Origin of the sequence: Pollutimonas rozaliensis, assembly GCF_048751585.1 — a bacterium.
GTDB lineage: Bacteria > Pseudomonadota > Gammaproteobacteria > Burkholderiales > Burkholderiaceae_B.
Genome location: NZ_JAZHOB010000005.1, coordinates 22,661 through 36,605, shown reverse-complemented (window position 1 = coordinate 36,605; position 13,945 = coordinate 22,661). Strand labels below are relative to the sequence as shown.

Below are 13,945 nucleotides of genomic sequence, written 5' to 3'. Positions count from 1 at the left end.
CCCAAAACTCGGGCCAGAGGGCAGTTTCGAACGTCGGCTTCTGGCCGCGTGCCGCCGGCTACAGGCGATGACTATGATCGTCGGGCCACGTGCTCACGTGGCCGGATGGCCTGTTCAGTAACAGTGGTATCCGCAGAGCACGACGTTGCTCAGTAGGTACTTCGAGGTCCCCGGACACGCTGCGAGCACGTTGGATGAACCTCGCCATGGGTTCGGTCAGGCGCGCCAGGGGATGCAGGAGGTAAGCCATCACGACGGTCGGTGCGCCAGCCAGCGGCCGCGCGGCGATGCCGCGGTTCAGGTAGCCAGCAAGCCTCGCAGACGGCGCGACGACGAGGCCGTACCCGGCTGACACGAGCGTCATCGCGATGTCGAAGGAGCTGACCAGCTGCTCCCGATCCTGCAGCGCATCCCCGAGGACACGCTGCGCCACAGCGCGCCACGGCTCGCCGGCCGTTGACTGCGCACGGATCAACGGCTGCTTGAGCACTTCCTGGCACGGCACTTCACGGTAGGCCAGCAAGTGGGAGCGCTTGGCCACGGCGACCGCCAGCGTGTCATGCCACAGCGGTTCGCATACCCAGCCAGGCCACTGCCGGGCAACCGCAGACAAGGCGAAGTCGAAGCCGTCGCCCGGCAGCTCCGCGCCCCGACCGGGATCTGTCCATCCAGCCAGGACGGCATGGGTCTCCGGCTCTTCGGCGCGCTGCAGGGCTAGCACGTCGGCGAGCTGGGGAGGCACCCATTCGCCGAGGACGGCCATGCGAATTTCGGCGGTGATGTCGCTCGATTCCACGTCCAGCTCCCCCCAGGCGGTGAATGTCGTGGCAACTGATCTCGGAGCCATTGAATGAGTTAAGTTTAACGTGGTTTAAATCGTGACCTTGTTCGACGCTTTTGGCAATGCAAAAGCGTTCGATCCAAAGAGGCCGCCCCGTCGGCACTACTACCTACGAAGCGGAACCAGCCATCGCGTTTGGGGCCGCCGTGCGGGAAGAAAGAACCAACCAGGGTATCGCTCAGGAAACGCTGGCCCACTTGGCTGGCATCGAACGGTCGCACATGGGCAAGATCGAACGCGGAGAGCACGTCCCCACGCTTCCCCTCATCCTCAAGATCGCCCGCGCGCTGAAATGCAGTTCTGCTCACTTGATGACTCTGACCGAAGCCAAGCTGGCGGAGTCGGCCCCATCCGCAGATTGAAGCCGGCCTTACCCCTGATCGTCGTTGTCCTTGCCGCCAAAGGCTGAATCTTCGCGCTTTGCGGCCTCGTTGAGGAGCCGCAGGTATGGGTTGTCTGGCGGCGTCTCCTGGAACAGCGCATCCGGGCTGGCGAGCAGATAGCCGTGCAGCCGGCGCGACTTGCGCGGCCCCGTGACTTCGCAGGTCCAGATGTTCAGCCCGCTGGGCTGCTTGCGGTGCTGCCCCAGCTTCTCGAACCGCTTCTGCACCCACTGCCACCCCTCCAGCTTCTCCTGCTTGGCCAGCGCGGCGACTTGAAGGTACTCCTGTGCATAGCGCTGAAACACGCCGGGGCTGACGAGGTAGGCCGTGCCGGCGACGGTATGCACCAGAGCCTTGGCGTCGTTGATGATCAGCTTGCGCGTCTGGATGCTCTGACGCAGCCAGGCCATGAAGTGCGCCCCGGAGGGCTCCGCGCGATCCTGGGAAGGCACGAGGTTCATCTGCGGCGGTGGCACGGTCAAAGGGGCCGGCTCGGGCTCGGCAACAGGGCAACTCGGGATCTCCGGTGCTGTAGGTGCAGTGGTGTCGCCCAGCAGGTCGAGCAGCGCGGCCACGCCCGGGTCTGTGGCTGCGGATGCGATCGGCGCCGTGCTCGCGGGTGCAGCATCGATGCCTTCCGCGCGCGGCACATCGGCCACCGCCGGCGCCTGCGGCTCCGCTTGTTCCTCTTCGACCTGCACACGGCCTGCGAACGGCGCCGGCCGATCGGCGGCATCCCAGATCATCGCCGGCGAGAGTTTCAGGAAGGTGAAGGCGTGCGACCAGCCGGCGTCGCTGGTGACGGTAGCCTTCCAGATCGCCTTGCCATCCGGCGTCGGTTGCACGATGCCGTGATCCTGCAGCACGTTGAACACGGCCGTATTGCTCGCCGGGATGCCGTCGATGCCCTGCGACAGCAGATGTGCGCGCAGCTTGTCGGAGACGGTCTTGCTCACCAGCCACAAAGCCTCTTGGGTCAGCCAACCGTCCGCCGGGCCGCCCTGGTTCAACTTGAACTCTTCCTTGAGCAGGTAGCGCAAGCCGTCGAGCAATTTGCGTTGCAGCGCATGCTTGGGTGCCGCCAGCGCCTTGCTGGGATCGCCGCCGAGTTCCTGGGCGACCGATGCCTGGTCGGCCTGCACGACCAGCTCGCCGAGCGTGCCGGCGTGCTCGTACTGGCCGGCCAGCACGTACAGCAGCGCGGCCCAGAGGTCGGGATAGCCGCTGAGCCAGTCGAAGATGTCCCGATCGAGAAGGCGCGCGTAGAGCAGCCCGGTGGCGGCGCTGTGCAGGCGGTACTCACGCTCCTTTCGGTAACGAAAGCGGTAGGGCTTTCGCACCGGGCCGTGCCAGGGATGCCAGGCGCTGCCGTCGGCATGCTCGACGTGCAGATCGACCGCTATCTTGCCGATGTCGTGCAGCAGGGCCGCGTAGGCCGTGCCTGCGGTCCAGGCTTCGGCCTGCGCCGCCTGTGCCTCTGGCGTGACGCCCGCAGGCAGCAGGTAAGACTGCCGCAATTTCAGCGCGTAGGCGACGATCTCCAGGCCGTGGTCCAGCATGCCGCCCGGATAGGCGTGGTGGTGGCTTTCGGACGCAGGGAACTGCTGGACCAGTTCGGCGTAGCGTTCCAGCGGCGCCAGGTACAGCGTGGCGAATTGCCCGCGCGACAGCGAGGTGCGCTGCCAGATGTGTTCCAGCAGCTTCTGCCGGCGCGGTGTTGCCAGCAGCGATGCGGCCGACTCGGGCCGCGTCAGCCCTTTGGGTGTCTCGGTGGAGGGAGTGGATGGTGCGCCGGAGGCCGGCAGCATCCGTTTGCGAAACAGCGAGAGCATGGCGAACCTCGGATGAGAGGCTGCTCAGGGGTGCCTTTCGGCCTTTTCGGGTAGGGCCTTTCCCCTTGGCCCCATTCCCTTGCCCCTTCCCAGCCCTTGCGGCCTTTTTGGAAGCCTTTGGGTATAGGGGCAGCGCGTGTCGCGTGCCGCAATCAATGCGGCATGGGGCAACCCCGGCAAGCCGGGAATACTTCTGCCGCCGCGTCAGATCTGGCCCAGGCCGGCATCGAGCGCAGCGGCTTGCGCGGCGAAGTCCTTGGGGCGCTTTTTGCGAAAGGTCTCCAGGTTGTTGAGCTTCCAGCGCAGTGCCGGCAGTTGCGCGGCGTGCTGGCATTGCACCAGCGACCAGTCCGGTTCTGCGCGTACCAGGCCGCTCAGGAACCGCCTGTGCGCCTTCGTCAGCCGTTGCTGCAACTCGCTTCGCAACTGCGCGCGAGCGTCCAGCAGCGTGTCCAAGGGGCAGTCCACTTCGGCCATACCGACAAAGGCCCGTTCGTACTCGCCGGCGATGTCCTTGTCGTTGCCGAACAGCACTTCGTGGGGCGGCCGGTTGTGCCCGGCCAGGTAGACCACGAAGCACTCGACCATGCCATCGCTGATGCCGCCCGATTCGTAGAGCTGCCACACGTCGAACAGATCGCGCGGATGCTGTCGATCCAGCGCAGCCACCAGCTTGCTGGCGTACAGCTCGTCCGGCGCCAGGATCGGCAGCTCGAACTCGACGCCGAACAGATCGCGGGTCTTGGCGCTCAGTGGTCGCCGCTCGACGGGCAGCACACTGCCACGGAACACGACATTGACCTCGATCTTCACCTGGCCGACGTCGTTCTCGACGATCAGCTTGGTGTCCCCCAGGTCCTTGGCGCGAACCAGGCGTGTCTGCACACCCAGTGGTGCAACGCGCGCGGCGATGGCGGCCAGTTCCTGGTTGATGGCTTGCAGCGCTTCGTCGCGCGGCGTCTGCCACGGGAGGTACACCACGTCGATGTCCACCGACAGGCGTGGCATGTCCTGCACGAAGAGATTGATGGCCGTGCCGCCCTTCATAGCGAAGATGCCATTCGCGAAAACATCGGGCGCGACAGCCAGCAGCAGGCGAACGGTGTCCGCGTAGGTCTTATCCATGGGACTTCAGACTCAACAGGCTGCCGTCGTCGAGTCGGCTCATCCAGCGCGTGGCGCTGCCGGTGCGAACCGGGTACTGTTCCAGCAAGGCATCGACGTCCACGAGGCTTGTTTCCCGCGCCCAGGTGAGGAACAGGCGCACGGCCTTGACGCTGGTACAGCAGGACAGCAGTTGTCCGAGCATGTCCTTGCGGGGCGAGCGCAGTCCGTCGAAGACGTTGCGCGCTTCTTCGAGGCTCTGCTTGACACCGGCTTCGTACAGCAGCTCCAGAACGGCACGCTCGGGGGCTGCCACCCGCAGATCCTCGGGCAGGCCAGGCGGCGTGGACAGGGTCTTGCTGGCCAGCGCCGTGTCCGGCCAGTCGAACAGGCGGGCATGGACGTAGCGGGCCGGGAAGCGCGAGGTGAACCAGACCGGCAGCGCGTAGCGGTTGTCGCCCCACAGCACCAGCGTGTCGCGGCTGCTCAGGTTGTGCCGCACGCCCTGCAGGGCCAGGGCGCTCTTGCCGCCGACATGCAGGCCGGGCACGCGCTGCCGCAGGAACTTCAGCGCACCGTAGACCCCAAAGTCATCGTTCGGGAATGCATAGATACCCTGGGCCAGGCGCACGAGCCAGCCCCCGTCGGCGTAGTGGGCAGCGAGCTGGGGCGACACCCCGAACTGGCTCAGGGTGGCCAGATCGAACGGTGCTCCGCGGGGAAGCTCCGCCTGCAGACGCTTGATTACTTGGTGCTTGGAATTTCCATCCATGTTATAAAAATAACACGAAATCCAATCACGCCCTAGCGCTGCCACAGACATTTGCACAGAAAGTAGCATCATGTTTTACTTTTGGAGCATAATCTAATCATGATCGGCAGCCCAGGCCAATCCGACTCGCCGATCGCAACCTCGCCTTCTGGATCGCGGTCTATGCTGGAGGGCGAACGACAACGCCTCCCCCCATGAGGTGAGGCACCACTGAAACCGAGGCACATGAGCATGACCACCAACACGCACAACGGGCGCTGGAGCCACCGGCTGGGCCGGGGGGCTGGCCGCGCCTGGCGTGGCTACCTGCGTCGTGAGCAACGTGCCGCCGGCTGGCTGGTGGCGCGTGGAGTGCCTGCAGATGCGGCCAAGGCGGTGCTCTGGATCGTCAAGCTCGCCGTGTTCGGTGTCCTGCTCTACGCTGCATCCTGGCTGGCCTTGCTGCTGGTCTTTGCGGTGGCCGCCGCATGGCTTGCGCGGAACGCCGATGCGGATGATGAGAACCAGCCAGAGTGGCGTGAAGGACACTCCGGCCATGGTCTGTACGACAAGAACGAGTGGCGCCACGACATGGGCGACTCTGACGAGTCGTAGCTGCCCCATCGGTACGAAAGGATGCGTTTTACTTCGCGCCGCCTTTCGATGCAGCTGTCATCGCAAGGCGAGAACCACTACCTCCAGCCGCCTTTGCGTCGCCGGTAGCGACGGTAAGCGCACCAAGGATATTGCCTGCCCGTACACCAGCCCAGGCCAGTGCCATCACCCAGAACGTCGGCAGCACGATGAACATCATCGCCATGACGAAGTTCAGCAGCATGTCCCCGAACGCATTGTTCAGACCGATCAAAGGATCGAAGTTGCTGTGCGGCCGGTTCGCGCCGAAGCCCCAGCCGTAGAGCGCGTCGAGGATCGTGCTGTCGATCCAGCGCGCGAGCTGGAACCAGAAGTCCACGAAGAACAGCGCGAACTTCACGCAGCTCACCGTCACCGTCGTCTTGAGGTCGTAGGTGCCCACCAAGAGCACCAACGGGATGCAGATGACGAGCGCCATCTTGAGCATCGTCAGCACCATCGGCAGCGCCTGACGCACCACGTCCATCGCCGGGAAGAAGCCCAGCGAGCCCACGGTCAGCCCCAGGTCGCTCGCGCCGCGCGTGACGATGTTCGGCAAGGTCTTGTCGATCTGCCCGCCGTAGTCGGTGTAGACGGCGCCCTGGTTCATCTTCTGCTGTCGCGGTGAGACCACGGCGCGGATCACCGAATCATTGACCTCGCTCTGCGACAGGAAGCCCGCCCAGCGGCCGATGCGGGTCAGCAGGTCCGGGTCGACCTGTGCCAGCAGCCGGCTGCGCAGTCCCTGGCTGCCATCGGCCCACCACTGCCGGCAGGACGGATAGCCGCCGCCACTGTCCACCTGAGCCAGCCCCGCATCGCGCGTGGCGTCATAGGGCCAGACGATGCGCGGCGTCTTGGAGCGGTAGGTGTCGTAGAAGCCCGGCGTGCTGAGGAAGTAGCTCGACCCGATCCATGTCACGTCGTTCATCTGCTCCTCGGTGAGCGTCGGCCGATTCATGAACAGCTTGGCGCGCGAAGGCCCGTAGCAGTCGTGTGTGAAGTCTGCGACCTCCTGGGCCAGCACCGGGTCGTCGGTGCGCGTGGCATCCACATCCATCCGTATTTGCCGCAGGTCCGTGCCGCAGGGAATCGCTGCAACCGCCGCGCCCGTCACGGCTTTCGACAGCGCGTGCATGGCGAACCACCACACCGGCACGAGCGCGCTCTGGTTGTTGAGCGTGGTGTAGGCGTTGGACCAGCCCGTGTCCTGGGGCTGCGGGACATTGACCTGGCATTGTGCGGAGCGGGTCGTGTCGAAGCGGATGATACTGAGGTCGACCGGAACGAACGGGATGCCGGCGAACAGGATCACCACGATGGCCACCCACACACGGTTCTCGATGCGCAGCGAGGACAGCACGCCCTTGTTGCCTTCGTCCGCGCCCTCGCTGCGCGCCCGGAGCCATTCGTGGATGACGATGACAACGAACGGCAGCGCGAACACGCCGCTGGCCACCAGCAGGTTCCAGATGCCGTTGTTGACGATCCAGCCCACCAGCGTGAGGTAGTACTCCAGATAGTCCGTCGTGTAGAGCGTCATGCCCGTCTCCCGGTCTCAGCCGTGCCGCAGCAACTGACTGCCTTCCAGCAGCACGAGGGCTGTCACGGCCGCGATCTCCGTGCGCCGCAGGCGCTGATGCGCCTCGGCCGACGGTTCACGTTGCCGCAGGCGCCCGCGCATCCACCACCAGCCGTAGGCTGTTGCTGCGTAGAGCAGAAGCCGCCACAGGAAGAAGTGGCCCGCATGCGCCCTCAACCAGTTCTCCCAGCCATCGACGCCGCCGACCACGTGGATGCCCGCGATGTTCACCGCCACCGCGGCGGCGACCACCAGCAAGGTCCACAGCAGCGCCACGCCAACGCGGCGGTTGAACAGCCACGGCAGCCGCAGCCAGGCCAGCCGGCTCATGGCGTACCGCTCCGCGGCTTCTCGATCTCCCGCAGCCGGTCGCGTGTGGTGTCGCCCTCGAAGACACCGCGCGAGCCGGCGGCGCGGGTGCTGTGGCGCTGGATGATCGCCATCGCCGAGTTGCCGGCCAACGTGCGCCGCAGCTCCAGCTCGGTCTTGAGGTTGTTGATCTCTTGCTCCAGCGCGGCGTTCTCCTGATCGACCGCCTGCACGGCCAGCTCGTTGGCTGCGACGTTGGGCTCCTTCTTGCCCGTCAGCAGCGTGCGCTGCAGCAGCAAGGCTTTTTCCAGCACGCTCGACAGTGCGGCCTCGGATGCGAGACGCCGGCCCAGCACGTCCTGATCGGGCTCGTCGCGTAGCGCTTCGATCACGCCACGGGTGATCGGCAGCGAGCTGCTGCCGGCGGCTTCGAGATGGGCCGGCGTCGTCGGCCGCGCCCCTGTCACCAGCTCTTGCAGCGACTGCAGCTTGGTTTCGTACTCTTCCTGGATCATCGGCGTGAGCCCGACGCCTGGGGTGGTCTGCGTCTTGGTGCAGCTCTCGCAGGTGCGCTGCTCACGCTCGCCCAGCACGCGGATCGCCCAGGCCGAGGCCGCCTGCGGCGATGGCCAAGTCTGGCAGGTCAGGCGGTTGCCGCAGGCGCTGGACGCAATCGGCGACGCATCGCCGACGCTGCGGCCGTTGAGCAGGTTGTAGCCCGCACGCGTCACGTCGCCCACCACCTTGATCGAGCTTTGGCCGTTGCCGCCGGCATTGCTGCCGCCAACCCAGGGCACGCCGTTGTTGCCCCGGTTGGTCTCGGCCTGCTCGATGGCGGACACGGCATCGGTGCTGGCGACCGCATCGCGCAGCGCCAGGCCCTCGGCGAGCTGGTTCCAGCCGGCTTGACCGCCAGCCATGTCGGCCATCCGCTCGGCGATCGCACGGCAGGTCATCTTGGAGCGGTCGAAGTCCAGCCGCGCCTGCAAGATGCCGTTGGTGAGCAGGTTGTAGAGCCCGGGATCTGCGCGCTGGATGATCAGCGCCGGCAGCGACGCCACCGCGGCAGTAGCGTTCTGGATCACGTTCGACATGATCGTCTGGAAGCCATTGGTGAGGCCGTTCAACTGGTTCTGCAGCGTCGTGGTGATGCTCATGTCGCCGCAGATGAGGTTGCTGTTCCAGCCGATGCCGACACCGATGCTCTGCATGTTCCCCGCACCGCCCATGGACACGGCGCGGCCACCGCCGATGCTGTAGAGCACGTCGTCGCCGATCACGCTGCCGCTGACATTCACGCCATTGGGGTCGATGCGGGTCTGCGCCCAGGCGGCGCCGACGGCCAGCGTGATGGCCGCCACGAGCAGCGTGGCCCGCAGGTGCGACTTCGCGCGGCGCAGGAAGTCAGGGAGGGAGGCGTTCATCGTGGGTTCCTCACATGAAATCGACGCTGCCGAGGAAGACCTGGCCACGGCGCCGGCAGCAGGAGTACGGCCGCCACAAGGCCCAGGCGTAGTCGCCTTGCTGGGCCTGCACGCGGGTGCGGCTGTGCGGGAAGACCACGCAACTGTTCGAGAGCGTGGGCGTCAGCTCCTGCCACTTGCCCGTCGAGGCGTCGGTCTCCATCAGCGCGCCGGCCGGCCAGTAGCCGTCGCGGGCGTTGGCCAGCAGCGGCTGGTACACGTGGATCTGGCCGCGGCGCGTCACGATGTCACCCGCACGCTGCGCGACCACGGCACCGCTCTTGTAGTCGTCGGTCTGGTGCAGGAAACCGCCACGCGGATAGACGTTGCCCCACAGGTTCAGGCCGGCGCGCGTGCCGATCTCGCGCCGTCCGGGAATCAGAGCTTCGGGGTAGAACGCTTCGGGGATGTTGTAGCGCCAGGCGATGGTATCGAGCGTGCTCAGCAGGTAGGGCATGAAGGCCGTGCCCGCACCCTCGCAGGAGTAGCCGGAGGTGGCGGCGAACTGGCTGAACACCAGGCCGGCGGGGTGGCCGATCACGTCAGCGTTCTTGAACTTCGCCAGGTTGTTCTCGTTGTCGTGGTTGGTGGTGCCGTCGCCGCCGGCCTTGGCGGTCGGATTCGGCATGCTCATCGCCCGCACTTCCAGCCAGGGGTTCTCACCCGTGTTGCTGTAGCTCGACACGACGGCATCGGGCACGTAGTGGCGTACCTTCACCGAGGTGCGCACCGAGCAGCCGAACGGCGTGCAGTACAGCCAGTAGCAGATGCCGACGACACGGTACTCCAGGCAGTCGGGCGACAACGCCGAAGAGACGATGGTGGCGGTGTTCAGGGCGAACGCCGAGGTGGCCGCGCCCAGCATCAGCGAGGCGACGATGGCGCGCAGGCGCCGGGAAGTCATCAGGCGGCTCATGGGCGTGCGCTCCGGTAGGCGTCGATGCGCGCGACGGCGCGGGCCACGTCGGGCTCGCCGTAGACCACGTAGCGCCGATCGACCACCACAGCAGGGATCTTGACGATGCCCAGTCCCCAGGCATCGGCGACGCCCTGGTAGGCCTGGCCGATTCGGCGCTGCAGGTCGGCGCCGCCATCGAGCAGCCGCTGCCGTACCAGGGCCTCCGCCTGGGCTGGGTCAGCGGGCAGGTGCGCCGTGAGTTCGGCCTCGATGTGCGCCGGCTGGTCCAGCTCGATGACACGCACGCCGGCCAGGGCCTGCACCGGATGACGGCTGTCGGTGACGACGAGCACGTCCGCCGCCACCGCAGCCTGGCTGAACATGAACAGAACTGCCCACAGTCCGGGGGCAATGCTGATGATCAGCAGCTGGGGCGAAGCCCTGAAGAAGGGGGCCGGCATATCGGGTGTCCTTGAAATCGATCAAGGTCGCAGTCGACTTCAAGTGCCGATGTGGCGCGACAAAGAAACCGCAGTCGGGCCCTGCCGGTTTCATGCCTATGCCGTTGTGAGCATTGCGTTTGCCTCCTGTAGGAGGCGGAGGTCAGGCGCGCGACGCTGAGGTGCCCGCGAACCCAAGAAACGCATGATGCAAGCGAATCGGCATCGACGGCTTGGAGCGCGCATGTAGGCTCTGCCAAGTCCCTTCACTGATGTCGCTCGGGGCGAGGCGATCTACCGAGCGCGAAACTCGTCTCAAGTAAGCGTTGACGCCATCCGCGGAGTCCGGAGGCGAGCCGGAGAGAACATAGCCCACCATGAAGCCGATTGCGTGGTTCTCCCCGTACGGAGGTGGATATTCTTGGTGGTCAGCAGCGGGAGCCGTGCCGACAGGTCGAAGCGCATCTGATGGCCGAACAGGCTCAACGTCCCGGTGCCGGTGCGGTCGCTTTTTTTAGCGCCCCATGCGCGAGGACGTGACGCAACAACCGCAGGAATTGCCGCTCCATCGAGTCGCCGCTTCCGCTCATCGCATTGCCCCACGTCCATCGATCTCCGACAGGACGCGCCGAACCGCGCCCGTCAATAGCGAAAGGTCCTGCGGCTCGATCACGTAGGCCGGCATCATGTAGACCAGGCGGCCGAAAGGACGCAGCCAGATCCCGGCCTCCACGAATCGCGGCGTCAGCGCGCGCAGGTCCACCGGCGCATGCATCTCGATGACGCCGATCGCGCCCAGCACCCGCACCTCCCGCACCGTCGCCAGCGCGGCACAGGGGGCCAGTTCCGCGCGCAATTGGCGCTCGATGTCCCGCACCCGCGCCTGCCAGTCCTGATCCAGCAGCAGGTCGACACTCGCCACGGCCACGGCGCAGGCGAGCGGATTGGCCATGAAGGTCGGCCCGTGCATGAAACAGCCGGCGCCGCCGCGGGAGATGGTCTCCGCGACCTCGGCGGTGGTGAGCGTGGCGGCGAGCGTCAGGTAGCCGCCGGTGAGCGCCTTGCCCAGGCACAGGATGTCCGGGGCGATGCCGGCGTGCTCGCAGGCGAACAGCCTCCCGCTGCGCCCGAAGCCGGTGGCGATCTCGTCGGCGATCAGCAGCACGCCGTGCGCGTCGCACAGGGCGCGCACCTGGCGCAGGTACTCGGGGTGGTAGAACCACATGCCGCCCGCGCCCTGCACGACGGGCTCCAGAATCACCGCCGCGAGTTCGTCGCGGTGCGTCTCGATCAGGCGCGCGAACCCGGCGATGTCGGACGGATTCCAGGCGTCGTCGAACCGGCAGCCGGGGCGCGGCGCGAAGAGCTGCTCGGGCAGTGTCCCTCTGAAGAGGTGGTGCATGCCGGTTACCGGGTCGCACACCGACATGGCGGCGAAGGTGTCACCGTGATAGCCACCACGCAGAGCGAGCAACCGGCGCTTGTCCGGGCGGCCCCGGGCCTGCCAGTACTGGATCGCCATCTTGATGGCCACCTCCACCGCCACCGAACCCGAGTCGCACAAAAATACCTTTTCGAGCGGAGCGGGCGTCAGCGCCACCAGCCGCCGCGACAGTTCGATCGCCGGCGCGTGGGTCAAACCGCCGAACATCACGTGCGCCATGCCCCGTAGTTGATCCTCCACCGCGCGGTTGAGCCGGGGGTGGTTATAGCCGTGGATCGCCGCCCACCACGAGGCCATGCCGTCGACCAGTTCGCGCCCGTCGGCGAGCTTCAAGCGCACCCCCTCGGCACCGATCACCGGCCACGCCGGCAGCGGATCGGTCATCGAGCCATAGGGATGCCAGAGATGGGCGCGGTCGAAGGCCAGCGCGTCCGCCCAGTCCGGCCCAACCTTGACTTCGCTGTCAATTCCCATCGGCAGCCTGTGCCAGGGCGGCTCCCATCGCTCGAGTCAGATCTGTCATGGCTTCAATCGGTCACCGCCCCCTTGCTCGCCGACGATACCTGCTTGGCGTACTTCGCCAATACGCCCCGCGTGTAGCGGGGTGCAGGCGGTTGCCAAGCTTTGCTTCGGCGCGCGATTTCGTCCTCGGGCACGTTGAGTTGCAGCAAGCGTTGTTCCGCGTCCAGGGTAATCGAGTCGCCCTCCTCGACCAGCGCGATCGTGCCGCCCACAAAGGCCTCGGGTGCAACGTGACCGACCACCATGCCGTAGGTGCCGCCGGAGAAACGGCCGTCGGTGATCAAACCCACGCTGTCACCCATGCCCGCGCCGACCAGGGCGGAGGTGGGCGAGAGCATCTCGCGCATGCCGGGGCCGCCCCTCGGGCCTTCGTAACGGATCACCACCACGTCGCCCGCCTTGATTTTCTGCGCCAGGATCGCTTCCATGCACGCCTCTTCCGAGTCGAACACACGTGCGGGGCCTGTGATCCTCGGAACCTTCACCCCGCTGGTCTTGGCCACCGCCCCCTCGATGGCAAGATTGCCTTTGAGGATGGCGAGATGGCCGTGCGGATACATGGGCCGGCCCCAGGGCCGGATGACATCCTGATCATGGCGCGGCTCTTCGGGCACGCTCTCGAGCGCCTCGGCCAGAGTCTGGCCGGTCACGGTCAGCGCGTCTCCGTGCAACAGGCCGTGGGCGAGCAGCATCTTCATCACTTGCGGGATGCCGCCCGCTTGGTGTAGATCGGTGGCGACGTAGCGTCCGGACGGTTTCAGATCGCACAGCACCGGCACGCGCCTGCTGAATGCATCGAAATCATCGAGTGTCAGCTTCACTCCCGCGGCGTGCGCGATGGCGGGCAGGTGCAGCACGGCGTTGGTGGAGCCGCCCAGCGCCATCAACACGGCGATGGCGTTCTCGAACGCCCGGCGGGTGAGGAGGTCGCGCGGCAGGATTTGTTTACGGATCGCCTGCACCAGCACCTCGGCCGATTTCGCCGCGCTGTCGGCCTTTTCCGCGTCCTCCGCGGCCATGGTCGAGGAATACGGCAGGCTCATGCCCATGGCCTCGAAGAGCGAGGCCATGGTGTTGGCGGTATACATGCCGCCGCAGGAGCCCGCGCCCGGGCAGGCGCGGCGCTCGATCTCCAGTAACTCGTTTTGGTCAATTTTATGCGCGGTGTACTCACCGACCGCTTCGAAGGCGCTCACAATGGTGAGATTGCAGCCCTTATAGTGGCCCGGCTTGATGGTGCCGCCATAAACAAAGATCGCCGGGATGTTGAGGCGCGCGATGGCGATCATCGCCCCCGGCATATTCTTGTCGCAGCCGCCGAGGGCGAGCACCCCGTCCATGCTCTGGCCGTTGCACACGGTTTCGATGGAATCCGCGATCACCTCGCGCGACACCAGTGAATATTTCATGCCCTCGGTGCCCATCGAAATGCCATCCGAGATGGTGATGGTGCCGAACATCTGCGGCATGGCACCGGCTTTTTTCAACGCGGCATCGGCGCGCGCGGCGAGCGCGCCGATGCCCATGTTGCACGGCGTGACGGTGCTGTGCGCGTTCGCCACGCCGACGATGGGTTTGTCGAAATCCCCATCGTCGAACCCCGTGGCGCGCAACAGGGCGCGGTTGGGCGAGCGCTGCACGCCTTGGGTGACGGTTTTGCTTCTGCGGTTGTCGGGCATGATTTATCTCCTGATATGAGCCGTGCCCAAAGCGCCGTGACCGGGGACATTGGGTGTGGAATCT

At 66.1% G+C, this 13,945-nt stretch carries 12 protein-coding genes and 2 pseudogenes; 2 read left to right on the top strand and 12 right to left on the bottom strand.

Translation table 11 applies throughout. From position 1 onward, the window contains the following. Window positions 1–172 precede the first annotated feature (172 nt). A pseudogene (locus tag V0R37_RS10295) lies at window positions 173–796 on the bottom strand (substrate-binding domain-containing protein); the annotation flags it as partial. A 107-nt stretch (window positions 797–903) separates the two neighbouring features. Here V0R37_RS10295 and V0R37_RS10290 point away from each other — a divergent pair. Further along, window positions 904–1,203 carry a helix-turn-helix domain-containing protein gene (locus V0R37_RS10290; RefSeq protein WP_033470452.1) on the top strand — a complete coding sequence of 100 codons (300 nt, stop codon included), beginning with the start codon at window positions 904–906 and terminating at the stop codon, window positions 1,201–1,203. Window positions 1,204–1,211: 8 nt separating this feature from the next. Here the strand turns inward: V0R37_RS10290 and mobH are convergent, their stop codons facing one another. The 3 genes from mobH to V0R37_RS10275 form a co-directional block, all read right to left on the bottom strand. Further along, complete coding sequence (gene mobH, locus V0R37_RS10285; RefSeq protein WP_033470454.1) at window positions 1,212–3,056, bottom strand: MobH family relaxase; 1,845 nt, start codon at window positions 3,054–3,056, stop codon at window positions 1,212–1,214. 204 nt (window positions 3,057–3,260) lie between these two features. Next, entirely contained in the window at window positions 3,261–4,181 is a 921-nt protein-coding gene (locus tag V0R37_RS10280; RefSeq protein WP_033470456.1) for a nucleotidyl transferase AbiEii/AbiGii toxin family protein, read from the bottom strand. Next, the gene (locus tag V0R37_RS10275; RefSeq protein WP_420374419.1) at window positions 4,174–4,932 is read right to left on the bottom strand and encodes a type IV toxin-antitoxin system AbiEi family antitoxin domain-containing protein; all 759 of its coding nucleotides are present in this window, start codon (window positions 4,930–4,932) and stop codon (window positions 4,174–4,176) included. Before V0R37_RS10275 ends, V0R37_RS10280 begins: the two co-directional genes overlap by 8 nt. Before the next feature lie 231 nt (window positions 4,933–5,163). On the opposite strand from V0R37_RS10275, the gene V0R37_RS10270 reads away from it, so the two are divergent. Continuing rightward, complete coding sequence (locus V0R37_RS10270) at window positions 5,164–5,526, top strand: DUF3742 family protein (protein WP_439650516.1); 363 nt, start codon at window positions 5,164–5,166, stop codon at window positions 5,524–5,526. 28 nt (window positions 5,527–5,554) lie between these two features. Here the strand turns inward: V0R37_RS10270 and V0R37_RS10265 are convergent, their stop codons facing one another. The 8 genes and pseudogenes from V0R37_RS10265 to ilvD all read right to left on the bottom strand — a co-directional run bounded on the left by V0R37_RS10265 (window position 5,555) and on the right by ilvD (window position 13,881). Beyond that, on the bottom strand, window positions 5,555–7,087 hold the full coding sequence (locus tag V0R37_RS10265) for a conjugal transfer protein TraG N-terminal domain-containing protein (RefSeq protein ID WP_033470462.1): 1,533 nt from the start codon (window positions 7,085–7,087) through the stop codon (window positions 5,555–5,557). Window positions 7,088–7,102: 15 nt separating this feature from the next. Continuing rightward, the gene (locus tag V0R37_RS10260) at window positions 7,103–7,456 is read right to left on the bottom strand and encodes a hypothetical protein (protein ID WP_033470464.1); all 354 of its coding nucleotides are present in this window, start codon (window positions 7,454–7,456) and stop codon (window positions 7,103–7,105) included. Continuing rightward, on the bottom strand, window positions 7,453–8,859 hold the full coding sequence (locus V0R37_RS10255) for an integrating conjugative element protein (protein WP_033470466.1): 1,407 nt from the start codon (window positions 8,857–8,859) through the stop codon (window positions 7,453–7,455). The genes V0R37_RS10260 and V0R37_RS10255 overlap by 4 nt, the downstream gene beginning before the upstream one ends. Before the next feature lie 10 nt (window positions 8,860–8,869). After that, the gene (locus tag V0R37_RS10250) at window positions 8,870–9,814 is read right to left on the bottom strand and encodes a TIGR03756 family integrating conjugative element protein (RefSeq protein ID WP_033470467.1); all 945 of its coding nucleotides are present in this window, start codon (window positions 9,812–9,814) and stop codon (window positions 8,870–8,872) included. Next, window positions 9,811–10,257 (bottom strand): TIGR03757 family integrating conjugative element protein, encoded by a 447-nt coding sequence (locus tag V0R37_RS10245; RefSeq protein WP_033470469.1) that lies wholly within the window; start codon window positions 10,255–10,257, stop codon window positions 9,811–9,813. Before V0R37_RS10245 ends, V0R37_RS10250 begins: the two co-directional genes overlap by 4 nt. 381 nt (window positions 10,258–10,638) lie before the next feature. Further along, window positions 10,639–10,805 (bottom strand): annotated as a pseudogene (locus V0R37_RS10240) (thymidylate synthase); the annotation flags it as partial. A gap of 17 nt (window positions 10,806–10,822) precedes the next feature. Further along, window positions 10,823–12,154 carry an adenosylmethionine--8-amino-7-oxononanoate transaminase gene (gene bioA, locus V0R37_RS10235; protein ID WP_086077261.1) on the bottom strand — a complete coding sequence of 444 codons (1,332 nt, stop codon included), beginning with the start codon at window positions 12,152–12,154 and terminating at the stop codon, window positions 10,823–10,825. Between the two features lie 53 nt (window positions 12,155–12,207). Then, window positions 12,208–13,881, bottom strand: coding sequence for a dihydroxy-acid dehydratase (gene ilvD / locus V0R37_RS10230; protein ID WP_086077262.1), 1,674 nt, complete (start codon window positions 13,879–13,881; stop codon window positions 12,208–12,210). Window positions 13,882–13,945: the final 64 nt, after the last annotated feature.

Bases quoted from the DNA above. Each gene is read 5' to 3' on its own strand.
- V0R37_RS10280 (WP_033470456.1), bottom strand. From the start codon at position 4,181: ATGGATAAGACCTACGCGGACACCGTTCGCCTGCTGCTGGCTGTCGCG.
- V0R37_RS10260 (WP_033470464.1), bottom strand. From the start codon at position 7,456: ATGAGCCGGCTGGCCTGGCTGCGGCTGCCGTGGCTGTTCAACCGCCGC.
- V0R37_RS10275 (WP_420374419.1), bottom strand. From the start codon at position 4,932: ATGGATGGAAATTCCAAGCACCAAGTAATCAAGCGTCTGCAGGCGGAG.
- V0R37_RS10255 (WP_033470466.1), bottom strand. From the start codon at position 8,859: ATGAACGCCTCCCTCCCTGACTTCCTGCGCCGCGCGAAGTCGCACCTG.
- ilvD (WP_086077262.1), bottom strand. From the start codon at position 13,881: ATGCCCGACAACCGCAGAAGCAAAACCGTCACCCAAGGCGTGCAGCGC.
- V0R37_RS10265 (WP_033470462.1), bottom strand. From the start codon at position 7,087: ATGACGCTCTACACGACGGACTATCTGGAGTACTACCTCACGCTGGTG.
- mobH (WP_033470454.1), bottom strand. From the start codon at position 3,056: ATGCTCTCGCTGTTTCGCAAACGGATGCTGCCGGCCTCCGGCGCACCA.
- bioA (WP_086077261.1), bottom strand. From the start codon at position 12,154: ATGGGAATTGACAGCGAAGTCAAGGTTGGGCCGGACTGGGCGGACGCG.
- V0R37_RS10290 (WP_033470452.1), top strand. From the start codon at position 904: ATGCAAAAGCGTTCGATCCAAAGAGGCCGCCCCGTCGGCACTACTACC.
- V0R37_RS10245 (WP_033470469.1), bottom strand. From the start codon at position 10,257: ATGCCGGCCCCCTTCTTCAGGGCTTCGCCCCAGCTGCTGATCATCAGC.
- V0R37_RS10270 (WP_439650516.1), top strand. From the start codon at position 5,164: ATGACCACCAACACGCACAACGGGCGCTGGAGCCACCGGCTGGGCCGG.
- V0R37_RS10250 (WP_033470467.1), bottom strand. From the start codon at position 9,814: ATGAGCCGCCTGATGACTTCCCGGCGCCTGCGCGCCATCGTCGCCTCG.